Origin of the sequence: Streptomyces sp. NPDC127119, assembly GCF_042677425.1 — a bacterium.
Classification (GTDB): domain Bacteria; phylum Actinomycetota; class Actinomycetes; order Streptomycetales; family Streptomycetaceae; genus Streptomyces.
This window is the reverse complement of the sequence record NZ_JBHXTO010000032.1, coordinates 57211-74149: the sequence shown is the minus strand read 5'-3', so window position 1 is coordinate 74149 and position 16939 is coordinate 57211. Positions and strand designations below refer to the sequence as shown.

17 protein-coding genes and 1 riboswitch are annotated in these 16939 nt (G+C 70.7%); of the genes, 4 read left to right on the top strand and 13 right to left on the bottom strand.

The genetic code is table 11. The features are described 5' to 3' along the window. Nucleotides 1-73 precede the first annotated feature (73 nt). A riboswitch (cobalamin riboswitch) is annotated at nt 74-241 on the top strand. 138 nt (nt 242-379) lie between these two features. Together ACFVH5_RS17120 and ACFVH5_RS17115 are read left to right on the top strand one after the other, a co-directional pair. Further along, on the top strand, nt 380-2788 hold the full coding sequence (locus ACFVH5_RS17120; protein ID WP_385834484.1) for a ribonucleoside-diphosphate reductase subunit alpha: 2409 nt from the start codon (nt 380-382) through the stop codon (nt 2786-2788). A 104-nt stretch (nt 2789-2892) separates the two neighbouring features. Beyond that, a complete protein-coding gene (locus tag ACFVH5_RS17115) occupies nt 2893-3849 on the top strand; it encodes a ribonucleotide-diphosphate reductase subunit beta (RefSeq protein WP_248781688.1) in 957 nt (318 codons plus the stop codon). On the opposite strand, the gene ACFVH5_RS17110 is transcribed toward ACFVH5_RS17115, so the two are convergent. After that, a complete protein-coding gene (locus ACFVH5_RS17110; RefSeq protein WP_385834483.1) occupies nt 3762-4016 on the bottom strand; it encodes a hypothetical protein in 255 nt (84 codons plus the stop codon). The genes ACFVH5_RS17115 and ACFVH5_RS17110 overlap by 88 nt on opposite strands. Nucleotides 4017-4109: 93 nt before the next feature. On the opposite strand from ACFVH5_RS17110, the gene ACFVH5_RS17105 reads away from it, so the two are divergent. Then, on the top strand, nt 4110-5075 hold the full coding sequence (locus ACFVH5_RS17105; protein ID WP_385834482.1) for a helix-turn-helix domain-containing protein: 966 nt from the start codon (nt 4110-4112) through the stop codon (nt 5073-5075). A gap of 15 nt (nt 5076-5090) precedes the next feature. Here the strand turns inward: ACFVH5_RS17105 and ACFVH5_RS17100 are convergent, their stop codons facing one another. The 10 genes from ACFVH5_RS17100 to ACFVH5_RS17055 all read right to left on the bottom strand — a co-directional run bounded on the left by ACFVH5_RS17100 (nt 5091) and on the right by ACFVH5_RS17055 (nt 15282). Then, nucleotides 5091-6461 (bottom strand): cytochrome P450, encoded by a 1371-nt coding sequence (locus ACFVH5_RS17100; RefSeq protein WP_385834481.1) that lies wholly within the window; start codon nt 6459-6461, stop codon nt 5091-5093. After that, a complete protein-coding gene (gene cyc1, locus ACFVH5_RS17095; RefSeq protein WP_385834487.1) occupies nt 6458-7543 on the bottom strand; it encodes an epi-isozizaene synthase in 1086 nt (361 codons plus the stop codon). The genes ACFVH5_RS17100 and cyc1 overlap by 4 nt, the downstream gene beginning before the upstream one ends. 338 nt (nt 7544-7881) lie before the next feature. Then, entirely contained in the window at nt 7882-8532 is a 651-nt protein-coding gene (gene def, locus ACFVH5_RS17090; RefSeq protein WP_385834480.1) for a peptide deformylase, read from the bottom strand. Between the two features lie 189 nt (nt 8533-8721). Continuing rightward, nucleotides 8722-9729, bottom strand: a complete 1008-nt coding sequence (locus ACFVH5_RS17085) for a hypothetical protein (RefSeq protein ID WP_210889908.1) — start codon at nt 9727-9729, stop codon at nt 8722-8724. Nucleotides 9730-9846: 117 nt separating this feature from the next. Then, nucleotides 9847-11166, bottom strand: coding sequence for an HD-GYP domain-containing protein (locus ACFVH5_RS17080; protein WP_385834479.1), 1320 nt, complete (start codon nt 11164-11166; stop codon nt 9847-9849). After that, the gene (locus ACFVH5_RS17075) at nt 11163-12602 is read right to left on the bottom strand and encodes an HD-GYP domain-containing protein (protein ID WP_385834478.1); all 1440 of its coding nucleotides are present in this window, start codon (nt 12600-12602) and stop codon (nt 11163-11165) included. The genes ACFVH5_RS17080 and ACFVH5_RS17075 overlap by 4 nt, the downstream gene beginning before the upstream one ends. Nucleotides 12603-12877: 275 nt before the next feature. Continuing rightward, nucleotides 12878-13267 (bottom strand): roadblock/LC7 domain-containing protein, encoded by a 390-nt coding sequence (locus tag ACFVH5_RS17070; protein ID WP_385834476.1) that lies wholly within the window; start codon nt 13265-13267, stop codon nt 12878-12880. Nucleotides 13268-13316: 49 nt separating this feature from the next. Continuing rightward, nucleotides 13317-13532, bottom strand: a complete 216-nt coding sequence (locus ACFVH5_RS17065; RefSeq protein ID WP_385834475.1) for a hypothetical protein — start codon at nt 13530-13532, stop codon at nt 13317-13319. 404 nt (nt 13533-13936) lie between these two features. Further along, nucleotides 13937-14920: a hypothetical protein gene (locus tag ACFVH5_RS17060; RefSeq protein WP_385834474.1), complete on the bottom strand. Its 984-nt coding sequence runs from the start codon at nt 14918-14920 to the stop codon at nt 13937-13939. Beyond that, on the bottom strand, nt 14917-15282 hold the full coding sequence (locus ACFVH5_RS17055; RefSeq protein ID WP_384804440.1) for a hypothetical protein: 366 nt from the start codon (nt 15280-15282) through the stop codon (nt 14917-14919). Before ACFVH5_RS17055 ends, ACFVH5_RS17060 begins: the two co-directional genes overlap by 4 nt. Nucleotides 15283-15445: 163 nt before the next feature. On the opposite strand from ACFVH5_RS17055, the gene ACFVH5_RS17050 reads away from it, so the two are divergent. After that, a complete protein-coding gene (locus ACFVH5_RS17050) occupies nt 15446-15811 on the top strand; it encodes a hypothetical protein (RefSeq protein ID WP_385834473.1) in 366 nt (121 codons plus the stop codon). A 119-nt stretch (nt 15812-15930) separates the two neighbouring features. On the opposite strand, the gene rsrA is transcribed toward ACFVH5_RS17050, so the two are convergent. Together rsrA and sigR are read right to left on the bottom strand one after the other, a co-directional pair. Beyond that, complete coding sequence (gene rsrA, locus ACFVH5_RS17045) at nt 15931-16248, bottom strand: mycothiol system anti-sigma-R factor (RefSeq protein ID WP_384804444.1); 318 nt, start codon at nt 16246-16248, stop codon at nt 15931-15933. Next, on the bottom strand, nt 16245-16925 hold the full coding sequence (gene sigR / locus ACFVH5_RS17040; RefSeq protein ID WP_055507026.1) for an RNA polymerase sigma factor SigR: 681 nt from the start codon (nt 16923-16925) through the stop codon (nt 16245-16247). Before sigR ends, rsrA begins: the two co-directional genes overlap by 4 nt. Nucleotides 16926-16939 lie beyond the last annotated feature (14 nt).

The window sequence follows — 16939 nt, the reverse complement described above, 5'->3', positions numbered from 1 at the left end:
CCCCCGAAGGCAGGCCGCACCTCCGCAGCCCACCCCGCTTACACCGTACGGAGCCGACACGACACAACATGTGGGGGTGCTTCCGGAGCCCGGCACAAGATGTATGCTCATGCTCGCTGTCGTCGCAGGGGAATCCGGTGCGAATCCGGAACTGTCCCGCAACGGTGTACTTGTACGTGATATGCCCGCATGTCGCGTACAGGAGTCAGTCCGAGGACCTGCCGACAGCGCGCCCAGGCCATCCGGTCCGGGTGCATGACGTCCGGGCCTCGTGGAGTGGGCCGGTGGACGCGGCGTACCGCTGCCCAGAGCGCGTACCCCCGTGTGCTCCGAACCCCTCTCCCCCGAGGCCCCCGTGCCGAGCGAGGGAGAGCCCCACGTGACCATCGCGCCAGCCGATCCGGTCTCCGCGACAGCGACCCGGGACCAGCAGGACAGGGCCGAGGCCGACGGACCGGGAACCGCGTTGCTGCGGATCCTGACCGACTTCACCGCCGACCTCCCCGGTGCCGACCCCGGCCGGGTCGCCGCCGCCGCGCTGCGCGGCCGGTCCGCCGCCGCGGACATCGCGGAGCTGCGTGAGCTGGCCACGGAGTCGGCCGCCGGTCTCATCTCCGAGGACCCGGTCTACTCGAAGCTGGCCGCCCGGCTGCTGACCGTCACCATCGCCGCGGAGGCCGCCTCGCAGGGCGTGCGCTCCTTCTCCGAGTCGGTCGCCGTCGGCCACCGCGAGGGGCTGATCGCCGACCGCACGGCCGCGTTCGTACGCCTCCACGCGGCCCGGCTGGACACGTTGATCGACCTGGCGGGCGACGACCGCTTCGGCTACTTCGGCCTGCGTACCCTGCACAGCCGGTACCTGCTGCGGCACCCGATCACACGGTCCGTCGTCGAGACGCCCCAGCACTTCATGCTGCGGGTGGCGAGCGGGCTGGCCGAGGACGACACCACGCGCGCCCTCGACGAAGTGGCCTCCCTGTACCGGCTGATGAGCCGCCTGGACTACCTGCCCTCCTCCCCGACGCTCTTCAACTCCGGTACGCGCCACCCGCAGATGTCGTCCTGCTACCTCCTCGACTCCCCGCTGGACGAGCTGGACTCCATCTACGACCGCTACCACCAGGTGGCCCGCCTCTCGAAGCACGCGGGCGGCATCGGGCTCTCGTACTCCCGGATCCGTTCGCGCGGTTCGCTGATCCGCGGCACGAACGGGCACTCGAACGGCATCGTCCCGTTCCTGAAGACCCTCGACGCCTCGGTCGCCGCGGTGAACCAGGGCGGCCGGCGCAAGGGCGCGGCGGCGGTCTACCTGGAGACCTGGCACTCCGACATCGAGGAGTTCCTGGAGCTGCGCGACAACACCGGTGAGGACGCCCGGCGTACGCACAACCTGAACCTCGCGCACTGGATCCCGGACGAGTTCATGCGCCGCGTGAACGAGGACCGCGACTGGTCGCTCTTCTCCCCCTCGGACGTGCCCGAGCTGGTCGACCTGTGGGGCGCCGACTTCGAGGCCGCGTACCGCAAGGCCGAGGCCGCCGGGCTCGCCAAGAGGACCATCCCCGCCCGTGATCTGTACGGCCGCATGATGCGTACCCTCGCGCAGACCGGCAACGGCTGGATGACCTTCAAGGACGCCGCCAACCGCACGGCCAACCAGACCGCGCTGCCCGGCCACACGGTCCACTCCTCGAACCTGTGCACCGAGATCCTGGAGGTCACGGACGACGGCGAGACCGCGGTCTGCAACCTCGGGTCGGTCAACCTCGGCGCCTTCGTGGACGCGGACGCCGGCGACATCGACTGGGAGCGGCTGGACGCGACCGTCCGGACCGCCGTCACCTTCCTCGACCGGGTCGTCGACATCAACTTCTACCCGACCGAGCAGGCGGGCCGCTCCAACGCCAAGTGGCGTCCGGTGGGCCTCGGCGCGATGGGGCTGCAGGACGTCTTCTTCAAGCTGCGGCTGCCGTTCGACTCGCCGCAGGCGCGCGCCCTCTCCACCCGGATCGCCGAGCGGATCATGCTCGCCTCGTACGAGGCGTCCGCCGACCTCGCCGAGCGCAACGGCCCGCTGCCCGCCTGGGAGAAGACCCGTACGGCCCAGGGTGTGCTGCACCCGGACCACTACGACGTCGAGCTGAACTGGCCGGAGCGCTGGGCGGCCCTGCGGGAGCGGATCTCCGCCGTCGGCATGCGCAACTCGCTGCTGCTGGCCATCGCCCCGACCGCCACCATCGCGTCCATCGCGGGCGTGTACGAGTGCATCGAGCCGCAGGTCTCCAACCTGTTCAAGCGCGAGACGCTGTCCGGCGAGTTCCTCCAGGTGAACTCCTACCTGGTGGCCGAGCTGAAGAAGCTCGGCGTGTGGGACGCGCAGACCCGGGAGGCGCTGCGCGAGTCCAACGGCTCGGTGCAGGGCTTCACCTGGGTCCCGCAGGACGTGCGCGACCTGTACCGCACGGCCTGGGAGATCCCGCAGCGCGGTCTCATCGACATGGCCGCCGCCCGGACCCCGTTCCTGGACCAGGCCCAGTCGCTGAACCTGTTCCTGGAGACGCCGACCATCGGCAAGCTCTCCTCGATGTACGCGTACGCCTGGAAGTCGGGGCTGAAGACGACGTACTACCTGCGTTCGCGTCCGGCGACCCGTATCGCCCGCGCCGCCCAGGCGCAGAGCGTGCCCGAAGCGCGGCCCGAGACCACCATTCCCGTCCAGCAGGCCGCCGATCCCGACGCGGTCGCCTGCTCCCTTGAGAACCCCGAGTCCTGCGAGGCCTGCCAGTAATGACCACCGCACCTGACGCACCGGAGAAGGCCCAGCAGGCCGAGAGGACCGAGAAGGCCGGGAAGAACCTGCTCGACCCCGGCTTCGAACTGACCCTGCGTCCCATGCGCTACCCGGACTTCTACGAGCGCTACCGGGACGCGATCAAGAACACCTGGACCGTCGAGGAGGTCGACCTCCACTCGGACGTCTCCGACCTGGCGAAGCTGTCACCGGGTGAGCAGCACATGATCGGCCGCCTGGTCGCGTTCTTCGCGACGGGCGACTCGATCGTGTCGAACAACCTGGTGCTGACGCTCTACAAGCACATCAACTCCCCCGAGGCGCGGCTGTATCTGAGCCGTCAGCTCTTCGAGGAGGCCGTGCACGTCCAGTTCTATCTGACGCTGCTCGACACCTATCTGCCCGATCCGGCGGACCGGGCCGCGGCCTTCGACGCCGTCGAGAGCATCCCGTCCATCCGTGAGAAGGCCGAGTTCTGCTTCAAGTGGATGGACTCGGTGGAGAAGCTGGACCGGCTGGAGACGAAGGCGGACCGCCGCCGCTTCCTGCTGAACCTCATCTGCTTCGCCGCGTGCATCGAGGGCCTGTTCTTCTACGGGGCCTTCGCGTACGTCTACTGGTTCCGCAGCCGGGGCCTGCTGCACGGCCTGGCGACCGGCACCAACTGGGTGTTCCGCGACGAGACGATGCACATGAGCTTCGCCTTCGAGGTCGTGGACACGGTCCGCAAGGAGGAGCCGGAGCTCTTCGACGAGGAACTCCGGCAGCAGGTGACCGACATGATGCGCGAGGCCGTCGAGGCCGAGCTGCAGTTCGGGCGCGACCTGTGCGGTGAGGGCCTGCCCGGCATGAACACCGAGTCGATGCGGCAGTACCTGGAGTGCGTGGCCGACCAGCGGCTGCAGCGCCTGGGCCTCGCCCCGGTGTACGGCTCCGAGAACCCCTTCTCCTTCATGGAGCTGCAGGGGGTTCAGGAGCTGACCAACTTCTTCGAGCGCCGGCCCTCGGCGTACCAGGTGGCGGTGGAGGGGACGGTCGACCTCGACGAGGACTTCTGATCCTCCGCGGGGCCCCGCTCCTGCGCGGGGCCCTGTTCGGCCTCCCTGAGCTGACGGTCGACGCGCCGGTCGCGCACGATGCCGAACACCGCGGGGAGGACGAGCAGGACGAGGATTCCGAGGACGAAGAGCATTCCGATCAGGCCTTCCAACTGTGTCGTGTTCATGGACACCACTGTCGCGCCGAATACTCCTTACCGTGAGTGGCAGGACTGCCGCACACCCTCGATTTCCTGCCAGAGCGGGTGCACACTGTCAGCATGCTGACCAACGTGGCCGCCGTCCTGCTCGACGGCGCGCATCCCTTCGAACTCGGCGTCGTGTGCGAGGTGTTCGGCCTCGACCGCAGCGACGAGGGACTTCCGGTGTACGACTTCGCGGTCGCCTCGGCCGAGGGGCCGACCCTCGCCACCCACGTCCCGGGCTTCACCCTCTCCACGCCGTACGGGCTGGACCGGCTGGAGGAGGCCGACCTCATCGTCGTGCCCGCCGGGAGCCACTACATCGGGCGCACCTACCCGCCCGCGCTGCTCGACGCCCTGGTCCGGGCCGCCGACCGCGGCACCAAGGTGCTGAGCGTCTGCTCCGGGGTCTTCGTGCTCGGCGCGGCCGGACTGCTCGACGGGCGGCGCTGCGCGGTCCACTGGCGGCACGCCGACAAGCTGGCCGCCCGCCATCCCCTCGCGAAGGTCGAGCCGGACGTGCTGTACGTGGACGAGGACCCGGTGATCACCTCGGCGGGCACCGCCTCAGGCATCGACGCCTGTCTGCACATCGTCCGCAAGGAGCAGGGCCCCGAGGTCGCCAACAGCATCGCGCGGCGCATGGTGGTGCCGCCGCACCGCGACGGCGGCCAGGCCCAGTACATCGAGCGCCCGCTGCCGCGCTCGCAGTGCGACACGGTCGGTGCGGTGCTCGTCTGGATGGAGGGCCACCTCGGCGAGGAGGTGACCGTCGAACAGCTCGCCGCCCGCGCGCACATGTCGCCGCGCACCTTCGCCCGGCGCTTCCAGCAGGAGACGGGGACCACCCCGTACCGCTGGCTGCTGCGCCAACGGGTACTGCTGGCACAGGAGTTGCTGGAGGCCACCGACGAGACGATGGACTTCATCGCGGACCGCACGGGGTTCGGGACCGCGGCCGCGCTGCGCCATCAGTTCGTCCGCTCGCTGGGGACGACACCGAACGCGTACCGGCGCACGTTCAGGGGCCCGCAGGCCGCCTGAACGTGCGCGGAGCGGTCAGCGCGGCACGGCCCTCAGCAGCAGCCGGTGCGGTCGCAGGGTGATGCCGACGCGGGTCGTGTCGTTCGACTCGGACACCTGTTCAAGGCGCCAGCGCGAGGCCACCGCCGCCGTGACGAGCCCGAGCTGGGCCATCGAGAAGTGGTCGCTCGGGCACTTCCGGTTGCCCACACTGAACGGGCTCATCGCGTACTTCGGCACGTCCTTCGCGCGTTCCGGAAGCCAGCGATCGGGGTCGAACTCCAGATGCCCGTCGTACGAACGCGCGTCGCGCTGTATGGCGTACGGGCTGTAGACGATGTCGGCCCCGGCCGGAATGCGATACCCGCCGAGTGCGGTTTCGGTCACGGCCCGGCGCGTCAATATCCATACGGCGGGACGCAACCGCATGGCCTCGACGACGACATTGTTCGTGTGGGACAGCTTCCGCACGTCTGCGAATGCGACAGGCCGGCCACCGGTGACCGATTCGACCTCTTCGCGTACACGGTCCGCGTGTTCCGGGTGTTCCGCGAGGACCTGCAGAAGCCACATGATCGTGGAAGCGACCGTTTCGCTTCCGGGGGTGAGTATCGCGACCACCTGGTCGTGGATCTCCTGTTCCCCGATGGGCTCGCCATTCTCGTCCTTCGCTTCCAGCAATGCTGTCAGCAAATCGTCCGGCTTTTGACCAGATGCACGGCGCTCCGCCACGATCTCGTCGACCAGGAGGTGCAAATCGGCCAATGCGCGGTCGAATTTACGATTGGCCGGAAGCGGAAGCCGGTAGAGCGGTCCCGCGGGAACGACCATACGGCGGTACATGCCGCGGAAGACGGTGGCGAGGGCGATGCTCAGCCGCTCGGCCCGCTCGTCCATGAAGTCGCCGCGCAGCAGGCAGCGGGCGGCGATGCGGACGGCGACGCGGAACGACTCCGCGGTGCAGTCGATCGTCTCGCCGGGCCGCCAGCGCTCCGCGAGGGCGTGCGCCTCCTCCTCCATGATCGGCCCGTAGCCGGGGATGGCGTCCAGCCGGAACGCGGGCTGGATCGTCCGGCGCTGACGCCGGTGCCGCGAGCCGTTGGCGGTCGCCACTCCCTCCTTGCCGAGCAGGCCTTCCAGGGACTCCCACAGGGGTCCGTCGATCTTGAAGTCGGGGCTCAGCGCCAGCTCCCCCGTGAGGGTCGGCGTGGTGACGGCGTACACCGTCTTGGGGCCCAGCTTCAGCCGGACGACCTCGCCCTGGTCGCGCAGCCGGGAGAGGAAACCCAGCGGGTCGCGGACCAGTTTCAGGCCGTGTCCCAGGCCGGGGACGCCGCCCCCGGCGAGGGGCGGGGTGGACAGTTCTGCCGCTTGGTGTGCAGCGGACCGTACCGACTCGACGGTCATTTCTCACCTGCCGCTTCGTTGTTGACGTACGGGGGTGTGGTGCGGTCGTCCCAGCTGTCGACCATGTACCGTCCCGACTCGTGGTGGAACCAGTACACGGAGCTGAACCAATTCCGCATGTTGAACAGGCACGCCCGTACGGCAGCCGCTAGTTCGGCGCCGCGGACGGTCCCGTTGTCGATCCTTTCCGCGTACCGCAATACCTCCTGTTCGACGTCGAGGAATTCAGTGACGCATTCCTCGACCCGCCGCCTGACTTCTTTGACCGATTCTTCCAGTCGCATTCCCTCGTGATGAATGAGACTGATACCGAGATTGTGTACCTCGTCGCCCGCGATTTCCTTGGGGAGAGAACACAGATCGTTGTACCAGGCGGCGAAATCCTGGCACAGCAGAGCAGCTCTCCGGTATGCGGGGTTCTCCCGCACGGCGACGGGCAGTTCGTACTCCGCGCTCGGTTCGAGCAGGTCGAGCCAGATCCAGTGCGCGAACGTGTTCCGCCGCAGTTCGAGGTATTCCTCGACGGTCGGGACAATGCCCGACACACGGTTGCGGAATTCCTGGTCGTACGCCTCGATGACTGTGTGGAAATGGTCGGCGAACCGCGCGTTCCACCCCTCGCCCAGGAACGAGTACAGCCGGACCATGCTGTCCGCGAACCCCGCCACCAGGGGGTCCGGGTGGTACAGATGCTCCTTCGGGGAGTCGAGGGCCGCGTGCAGCCGCGTCCTGAGCAGCTGCCAGGCCACCGGCCGGTCGTGGATGACATCACGGTCGTGGCGGTCGTCCCAGACGAAGAACCACGCGCTGTAGTCCGCTATCGCCTGGAGGACCTCGTCGGGCGCGCCAATGTAGAAGCCCGCCATGAGGTCGGTGTAGCAAAGCCCATCGGCATATGCCTCAACCTTCGCCGCCGACATGAGGCGCATTTCCAGGAGCCAGGCCCTGGTGTTCTCCTGGAGTCGAGGCCAATACGGATGGAGTTGACGGGGAAACTCGGCCTCGATCACCGGAAGAGAGAGCGCCGGTGGAACGAGGGCCGAGGTGTACGTCGTTGAGGTGCTCTGTGAGAAAGCAGGCACGAACAAACCCCTCTCAGCCGCCTGTTGACGACACGCCCCTCCCGCTGTGCCGGGCGTGCGCCGTTGCGTATCCCCGCACTTCCCATTCAGCACCACAACTGACCGTTCTGGGAACGGATTTGCTTCGCTCACTACCCCACGATGCCGAGAATCTCCCTATGTGTGACTGAATATGGATCATTACAGGCGCACAAGGGATCGAACGTGCTACGCGCAGACGAACGGCGCCTGGTCGGAAGGGAATCCGACCAGGCGCCGTGGATGCGGGACGCTCACGCCCCGTCTGCCGTTCTGTGCCGCAGACGTTCGCAGGTGTCCGCAGACGTTCGCAGGTGTTCTCAGTCGTTCGCGACGACGGGGTAGCGCGGTTCGTTCTCGGCCATCTGCCGCAGCGCGTCCTTGCGCTCGCGCTTGGAGAGCCGGTCGATGTAGAGGTACCCGTACAGGTGGTCCGTCTCGTGCTGGAGGCAGCGCGCGAAGTAGCCCGTGCCCCGCACCTTGATCGGGTTGCCCTTCTCGTCCTGCCCGGTGACCTCGGCGTAGTCGGGGCGGGCCAGCGGCGCGTACGCGGTCGGCACCGACAGGCAGCCCTCGTTGCTCTCGTCCAGCTGGCGCCGCTCGGCGGGCAGCTCGACGAGCACGGGGTTGCAGATCACTCCGGTGTGCCGCTTGCCCTCGTCGTCCGGGCAGTCGTAGACGAACACCTTGAGGTCGACCCCGACCTGGTTCGCGGCCAGGCCCACGCCCTCGGCGGTGTGCTGGCTGGCGAACATGTCGTCGACGAGCCGGGCGAGGTCGTCCCCGAAGTCCGTGACGTCCCTGCACTCCTTGTGCAGCACCGGGTTCCCGACGACCGTGATGGGCCGGGAGGTCCCGCGCCCGCGGTAGGCCGCCTCACGCTCCTCCTGGCTCTCGGTGTCGATGACGAAGCCCTCGTCGTCCACGGGGAGCACCCCGGAGTGCTGCTGCTCAGTGTCCTGCTGCGCCATGACCGACGTAAGCCTTCCTCGGAAAAACGGGGTTGTGATGCGGATACAGGGTACGGGGCGCCCCTGACAGGAGCCGCCCCGCAGGGGCGCTCCGTCAAGGGGCGCGGGGAACTGCGCGACCAGCCACGGCGGACCCGCACCCGAAGAACACCCCCCGCAGCCCCGCGACCGCGCAACCGCGCCCGCCGGCTAACAGACCTCTTCGAGGTCACGCCAGTCCCGCGAATCGGGACTGTCGGCGACCCACCCGTCCAACAACCCCCGCACCAGCGAAGCCGGCGCAGCGAGCCCGCACTCACGCTCGGGCACCCACAACTGCCCGTCGGTCCGGTGCCCGAGCGGCCCGGGATGCCCCGGCTCACTGTGATCGTGCGGATCGAGATGCTCCCCGTCCCCCTCGTCGGACGGCATCCGCGACTCGGAGCACATCCGGCACAGCAGCCGCACGGACGACGACCAGTCCTCCGCCGCGAACCCCGCGTCGGCCGCGAGCCGCTCCAGGGCGTCCCGGTCGTCCTCGGTCTCGGCCTCCAGGAGCACGACCCAGGTGGGCACCGGCGAGGGCGCCCACAGCTCGATCTCGTCGAAGACGGGATACGCGTGCCCCGCCGCGGTCGTCCGCTCCCCGTGGGGCACTCCGTCGTGCAGGACCACTTCGCCCCAGCGCCGCCCGGAGGACGGCAGCGGGATGGAGAGGACCTCGATACGGGCGGGGTCGAGCCGCCGCCCCCACACGACCTCGGCCTCGCCCTCGGGCGACAGCCGTACGGCCGCGCTGCCGAGGTCCATGCCCACCGGTTCGCCGGAGGCGCCGGCGCCCGCGCCGGGCCTGGGCCGCGAGGCACCGCCGGGCACCCGCAGCCCGTACGCCTGCCAGGCCCGCCGGGCCAGCGGCCAGTCCTGCAGGGCGGTCGCCGCGATGCCGACGTTCCACCAATCGGGGGCCCCGGTCTCCCGGTCGAGCAGCGCCACGGCCCGCAGACCGGCCGCCCGCGCCTGTTCCCAGTCGTGCCGGAACTTGTGCAGCAGCGCGAGGTTGAACCAGGACTCGGAAAGCCAGGGTTCCAGGTCCGCCGCACGTGTCAGCAGCGCCCCCGCGTCCTCGTACCGGCCGTCGCCGATGAGGGTGAACGCACGGTCGGTGGCCTGCCGCCATGAGGCGGAGGGCCGGTGCCGTCCCTTGCCGAAGATCCTCACGATTCCCGCCTGCCAGTTCGTTGAAGAGCGTGCAGCCTCGGGCTGGACTGTGCCCCCTGATGTCCTCTTCCTCGCATCCAACCACGGACGCGCGGAGGGGCGCTCATTACCCATGGGTTACCCAACCAGAGGCAAGGTAAGGCCGTCTCTCGCCAGCACCCTGGCCAGCGACTCGACGACCTCGGGCCGGTAGTCGCGCGCGGTGCCCAGCCGCAGCTCCTCCAGCGCCTTGAGCGGCCCACCGGGGCCTGCTTCCCGGACTGTCTCCTCGTACGCGTTGACGGCCCTGACGATCGACGCGCTGACCGGTTGGTCCCGGTACGGGTCCGCCTGCCGCTCCACCACGACGGCGACCGCGGCGGCCACGCCCGTCTGGCGGACCACCGCGCCGCCGAGCAGGGCGATGCGCCGCTGTTCGGCGGGGGCCAGGGCGGCCGTGGCCCCGGCGCGTACGGGGTCGACGAGCGAGAGCTGGCCGATGTCGTGCATCAGCGCCGCGTACTCCAGAACGGTCAGTTCGGGTCCGGACAGGCCCAGCTCACGGCCGACGGCCCGGCTGAGCGCGGCCACGCGCCGGGCGTGCCCCGCCGGGGTGTAGCCGGCTATCTCGGTCGCCCGGGCGAGGGAGGCGATGGTCTGGCGGTAGGTGGTCCGTACGGCCGCGTACCGCCGGAAGGACAGCTGGGTGAGCAGCAGCGGCAGCGAGAAGACGGGCAGCGCCCACAGACCCGCGACGGCGACCGCGAGCGCCATCACGGCCCCGGTCGCGCAGACCGCCGAGCCGATGCCGAGGGTGCCGCGCAGCTCGTCCCGCAGCAGCGGTCCGAAGGGCCACCGGGTCCGTGCGTGCGCCATGGCCGCGGCCAGCACGGCGTCCCACAGCGCGGTCAGCAGGAGCAGCGCGACGACGAGCGCCGCGTACGCGGGCCCGGTGGCCCACTCCGCCAGCCGGCCCTCGTTGTAGAGGGGCTGGAAGCAGACCGCGGCGAACCCGACGGTCAGGACGCGCCGGGTGAGATGGTCCGCGGTGGGCCCGCGGCCCTTCGCGATGTGCGGCACGCAGCCCAGCAGGGAGGCGGCCGTGACCACGGCGACGATCTGCGGGACCCCGTCGTGGGTGGGGTGACCGGCGTTCTCGCCGAGCAGCGCGTAGGCGAGGGCCCCGGCGGCGGCCAGCGGCGCCGACTCACGTTCCTCGGCGCCGCTCCACCGGGCCAGCTCCCCCGCACCGATGAGCACGGCGAAGGCGAGAGCGGCCCCCCGCTCGTCGATCCCGCCCCAGAGGGTGACGGCGAGAGCGGCCACGGCGGCCAGCGCGGCGGCGGCCCGTACGAGCGTGAGGGCGAGCGGGACGCGGGGAGGGTCCGCGCCGGCCGGCGGGAGCGGTCCGGTGCGGCCCGCGGCGGGCGGGAGCGGTTCCCCGCTGATCGTGCTCATGGGCCGGACCCGCTCCCGCCGACGGTTCCGCGGCGGTGGTCGGGGCCCGCCGCCCGGTCGCTCCTCCGGCCGGCCTCCGGGGCGGTGGGCAGGCGTGGAGCCGGTGGGTGGCGGGGCTCGGCGTGCGGCGCTGTCTCGTCCGCCGTCACCGCGGGATGCCATCCCTGCCTCACGAGCGCCCGTACGAAGGCCTCCACCATCCGCGGATCGAACTGGGCCCCGGCGCATCGCTCCAGTTCCTCCAGAGCCACCGGGACCGGCCGCGCCCGCCGGTACGAGCGGGTCGACGTCATCGCGTCGAAGGCGTCCGCCACCGCCACCACCCGGGCGAACTCGGGGATCTGGCCCCCCTTCAGCCCGTACGGGTAGCCGCTCCCGTCGAGCCGTTCGTGGTGATGGAGGATCGCCGACCTGGCCTCGCCGAGGAAGCCGATCCCGCGGACCATCTCGTGCCCGTACTCGGGATGCAGCTCGATCACCCGGCGTTCCTCGGGCGTCAGCGGCCCGTCCTTGCGCAGCAGCCGGGTGGGGACCCCGAGTTTGCCCACGTCGTGCAGGATGCCGGCGAACCTGAGCACCTCGGCCCGTTCGTCGTCCATGCCCAGTTCACGGGCGATCATCATCGACGCCTGTCCCACCCGTTCGCTGTGCCCGCGCGTGTAGCCGTCCTTGATGTCGACGGCCTGCACGAGCGCCCGGATGGTGGCCCGGTGGGCGGCCCGCTCCCGGTGGTACTGGGCGAACACCCACCACGACACGTACATCGGCAGCAGCACGAGCAGCGCGGCGGCCGGCCCGTACGGGCTGCGCCAGAGCACCGCCATCATCAGTCCGGCGAGCCCGTGCACGGCGACGGGCGCGAGGGAGCGCAGGAACAGCCCGCGCCAGGCGGCCCGTACCGGCACCCGTTCGGCGAGTGCCAGGATGCCGCCGTCGAGCACGGTCAGGACCAGGCAGAACGCCACCACGGCCGCGCCCGCGGCGGCCAGGGCGTAGGGGAAGTCGGACGTGACGACGGCGTCCCGGCCGCCCAGCGACCAGTGGACCTTCGAGGCCGCCCAGGTGCTGAGCGCGAGCTGCGCGGCCCGCCACACCCGGCGCAGCCACCGCGGCCGCTGCTCGACCCGGGCCAGCAGCGCCCCCGGCAGGGGTACGAGCGCGGCGGCGGGCGGTGGCAGCAGGAAGGCGGCGGCGAGCATGACCGGCGTGTGCCATCTGAGGGAGGCCCCGGTCTCAGCGGACGCGCCCGCGCCCTCGGGGCCTCCGTCGCCCGCGAAGCGGCTCGCGGCGAACAGTTCGCAGGCCGCGCAGAGCACCGCGAACAGCGCCACCGCCTGCCACGGAGCGCGGGTGTCCGGCACCGGCACGGCGCAGTACGCCGCGGCGAGCGCGGTGCAGACGACGTAGACACGCGCCCACGGCGGGACCGACCGCATGGCGCAGCCCCCCTCCCGCTTCCCGCTCGAACCACCTCGCACGGGCCCCGTACAGATTCGGCACAGGCACCGCGCAGGCCCGCGTACAGCCTTCGGGACATGGACGATAGGGCGGTCGGGTGGGGCCGGGGGGAGGCATGGGCCGATTCACCGGGCGGCGGGAGCAGATTCGCCCGTTCGAGTGAGCCGCGCGTTCGTACGAGGGCTCGTACTCGGCTGCGACCGGACGTCCGTACGAGTCCGGCGGCGCCCGGATCGTTCTCCGGGCCGGTGGTTCAGCGCGCCACGTCGGCCGCGAGCGCCTGGGTCAACTGCTCCACCGTGGCGGGCGACTCCCGCTGGAGCGTGGCGAGGTCCAGGCCGTCGTCCCCCATCACGGTCAGCAGGGCCCGGTCGCCCACGGCCATCACGATGACGTGCCCCGAACCGCACCGCGCCACCACCTCGCGCAGCGCGCCGACGCCCGTCTGGTCGGCCATACGGCGGGCCACACCGAGGGTCGCGGCGGCGAGCGCGGCGACGGACTCGGCGTGGGAGGAGTCCGTGTCGGCGACCACGAGGAGTCCGTCCGCGGTGGACAGGACACTTTCGGAGACCCCCATCACCCGGTCGCGCAGCGAGGTCAGGATCTCGGTGAGGGGATTGGGCTGAGACGTGTCGCTCATGGCGCTCCTTGCTGCGTGCATGGGTGGTCGTGGTGCGGTCGGAGCGGTGTCAGTCGGCGTCCGGAAGCGCGCCGAGGCCCCGGCGGACCCGGCGCAGCATGTCGAGAGAGGGCTGGTCGGCGGCCAGTTGCTCGGGAGACAACGGCGGCAAGGCGAACGGCGGCGCGGAGGCGGACGAGGCGGCACCCCGCACGGGCAACGGCGGCGGACGCTCCGCGAACGCGGACGCCGAAGCCGACGCCGAGCTGTCGGCCCCCGGCCCCACGCCCGCCCCACGAGCATCACGGTGCCCAGGCGCCGACAAGGTGTCCGGCGCTGACGCGGCCTCCGCCTCCGGCACGCTGTCCGTCCCCGGTCCGGCGTCCGTTCCAGGTACGCCGGACCCCGGCACGGTGCCCGATCCCGGAACGCGGTCCGGTGCCGGTCCGGTGTCCGGCCCAGGTACGCCATCGCGTGCCGGTCCGGCGCCCGATCCCCGTACGCCATCACGAGCCGGTCCGGCATCCGATCCCCGTACGTCGTCCCATGTCGGCGTGGTGTCCCGTGTCCCCATGCCGTCCGGGCCCGGCGCGGTGTCCGCGCCCCGTGTGCGGCGGTGCGCGGTCCGCCGGGCCTCGGCGCTCGTCCCCCGTCGAAGACGCTTGGCCGCCCGACGTCTGCTTGAACTCACTAGCCCCCGTGCCCCCCGGTCGTCCCCGCGGGCAGAGCGTCGCTTCCCTCAGCGGACGCCTCCCCCGGCGGGCCTTCCCGCGCCTGCCCGTCCGGCGCATGGGCCTCATGCGCCTGGCCGTCGCGCGGCTGGCTGTCGCGCGTCCGGGTCTCCCCCGGCCACGAGCCGCCACCCCGTGTACGCCTCGGCAGCGGCGCGGCCTTCGCGGCCGGCTCGGCCTGCGGAGGGCTCGCCTCCGGCGCGTCCGGAGCGCCGCGTCCGGGCAGCACGCGCGGTGCGGTGCTGGGCCGGCCGTCGGCCGGGCCGCCCGTGTCCCAGCGGATGAGGTCCTGAGCCTCCAGACGGGTCAGGTCCAGCATGATCGCGTACAGCCCGCGCCCCAGCGTGAAGGCCATGTCCCGGGCGGTTCGGCGGCCGTTGACGGTGCTCAGCACGGAGCGATGGCGGTCCGAGAGGCCGCGGCGCAGACCGGCGTCCGGCAGTGCCGCGGGCCGTATCCGGGCGAGTTCGCCCGGCGCCCCCCACGGCCCGGAGAGCCGCACGATGCGCCGGGTGGTCTCCTCGGTCAGCCGCCGCGGCTCCACACCGCGCCCGGCGTGCAGAACGGGTTCCGGGCCGTCCAGCGTCCAGCCACCGGGCGGCCCGATCGCCATGGCGAAGGCCGCGTCGAACACCGAAGCCGTGCAGACGACCTCCAGTTCGGCGGCGCCGATCAGACCGGCGGACACCAGGTACCCGCCCAGCCCGTCCGTGTCGGGCTCCGCCGCGCAGGCGGCCAGCCAGGTCTCGTCGTCGATACGGCCCGGCGTGAGCAGCACCGAGGTGGCGGTCGGGGCGCCCGGCGTCTCGACCGCGGCGATCAGGCCGCCCCTCAGGTGAATCGTTCCGCCTGGAGATCCGGAGACCCGTACGGTCCCGCTGTAACCCTCTTCGTGCAACCCCTGCAGCAGCGCGGGCAGATTGCGTGCCTCGGCTGTCGTCATGCGAGCACCTCGGCGGCCCGGTCGGCCAGGCTCCGCGTGGCGAGCGCCAGGTTGGCCCGTTCCCGGTCCATCCCCGCGGTCAGCAGCAGCGGGTCGCCGACCGGCCGCTCCACGGCGAGCAGCACCTGATGGCGCCGCGTGCTGGTCATGATCACACTCTCCAACTCCCCCTCGGCACCCGCTCGCCCCAGTCGTTCGGCGATGAGGGCCGCGAGTTCGGCGCACTCGGCACCGTCCCCCGCCTCTTCCGCGTTCCCGGCCACCCCGTAGGTGAGGCCGGTGACCGCGTCGACCAGGGCGACGCCGGTGACCCCGGGGGAGTCGAGAAGCCGGACCAGGGAGGCATCAACGGCCGTCGTCATTACCCCGTTCCCCCTTCACGTCTTGACGTCGCACACTACTTTGAGCTTCAACTTACGCAACAGACGTCATATTTTGTATTTTGTGGCGCACTAGTCGCTTGTGTTCGATCGTAGTTGTACTGGCAACGACCGGACAGCGTCACCGAGGAATTGGGGCAACAGCATGAACATCGAGACCGCGCTCAAGGAAGCCATGTCCGTGGAAGGTGCCATCGGCGTCTCCCTCGTGGACTACGAGAGCGGCATGGCGCTCGGCACGCTCGGCGGCGGACCGACGCTCGACCTGGAACTCGCGTCGGCGGGCAACACCGAGGTGATGCGCTCGAAGCTGCGGACGCTGTCCTCGCTGGCCATGGACGACACCATCGAGGACATCCTGATCACGCTGGGCAAGCAGTACCACCTGATACGCCCGCTCACCGCCAGCGGCGGCACGCTCTTCCTGTACCTCGCCCTCGACCGCGGCCGCAGCAACCTGGCGCTGGCCCGGCACAGCCTGAAGCGGATCGAGACGTCACTGGAGGTCTGACACCAGGCCCGTCACATCCGCAGCGCCCGCGTCACCCGTAACGCCCAGAAGCCGGACCGGCAGAACCGGTCCGGCGTCGGGTCGTTCTCAGAGGCGCAAGACGTGCTTCGGGGCTCTTCTCAGCCCTCGGCGGCGGCGCCGCGGGCGTCCGCGGTCGTCACCTCGTGCTCGGGCACCGTCTGCCCGGAGCGGATCAGCTCGATACGGCCCATGACCTTGGCCCGCAGATCGGTCGGCACGTCGTCCTGACCGCAGCAGCGCTTGACGAGCTTCTTCACGGCCTGCTCGAGTCCGTACTTCTCAAGGCACGGTGAGCACTCCTCGAAGTGCACCTCGAACTTGGTGCAGTCGGCATCGGGCATCTCGTGGTCGAGGAACTCGTAGAGATGATCGAGTACTTCACTGCAGTCCGTCTCGTGCGGCTCTCCGCAGCTCATGAGCCCGAGCCTTTCGTTCCGTCCGACTCTCCGGCGCCCGCCGGGACCAGGCCGCGGTCCTTGGCGTAGTCCTCCAGCATGCCGCGCAACTGACGGCGACCCCTGTGCAGGCGGGACATCACCGTACCGATGGGTGTCCCCATGATGTCCGCGATCTCCTTGTACGCAAAGCCCTCGACGTCCGCGAGATAGACGGCGATGCGGAATTCCTCGGGGATCGCCTGCAGCGCCGACTTGACGTCCGAGTCGGGCAGGTGGTCGAGCGCCTGCGACTCGGCGGAACGCAGACCGGTCGACATGTGCGACTCGGCACGCGCCAGCTGCCAGTCCTCGATCTCCTCGGCGGCGGACCGCTGGGGCTCGCGCTGCTTCTTGCGGTACGAGTTGATGAAGGTGTTGGTGAGGATCCTGTACAGCCACGCCTTGAGGTTGGTGCCCTCACGGAACTGGTGGAAGGACGCGTACGCCTTCGCGTACGTCTCCTGCACCAGGTCCTCGGCGTCGGCCGGGTTCCGCGTCATGCGCAGCGCGGCCGAGTACATCTGGTCGAGGAACTCCAGCGCGTCCCGCTCGAAGCGCACATTGCGCTCGGCGGTGGACTCGCTGCTGCCCGTGTCCTCGGGCTGCTCCGCCTGGCCGTTTTCGGTCCCTGCGTCGGTCCCTGTGACCGGACCCACCTCCTCCAGAGTCT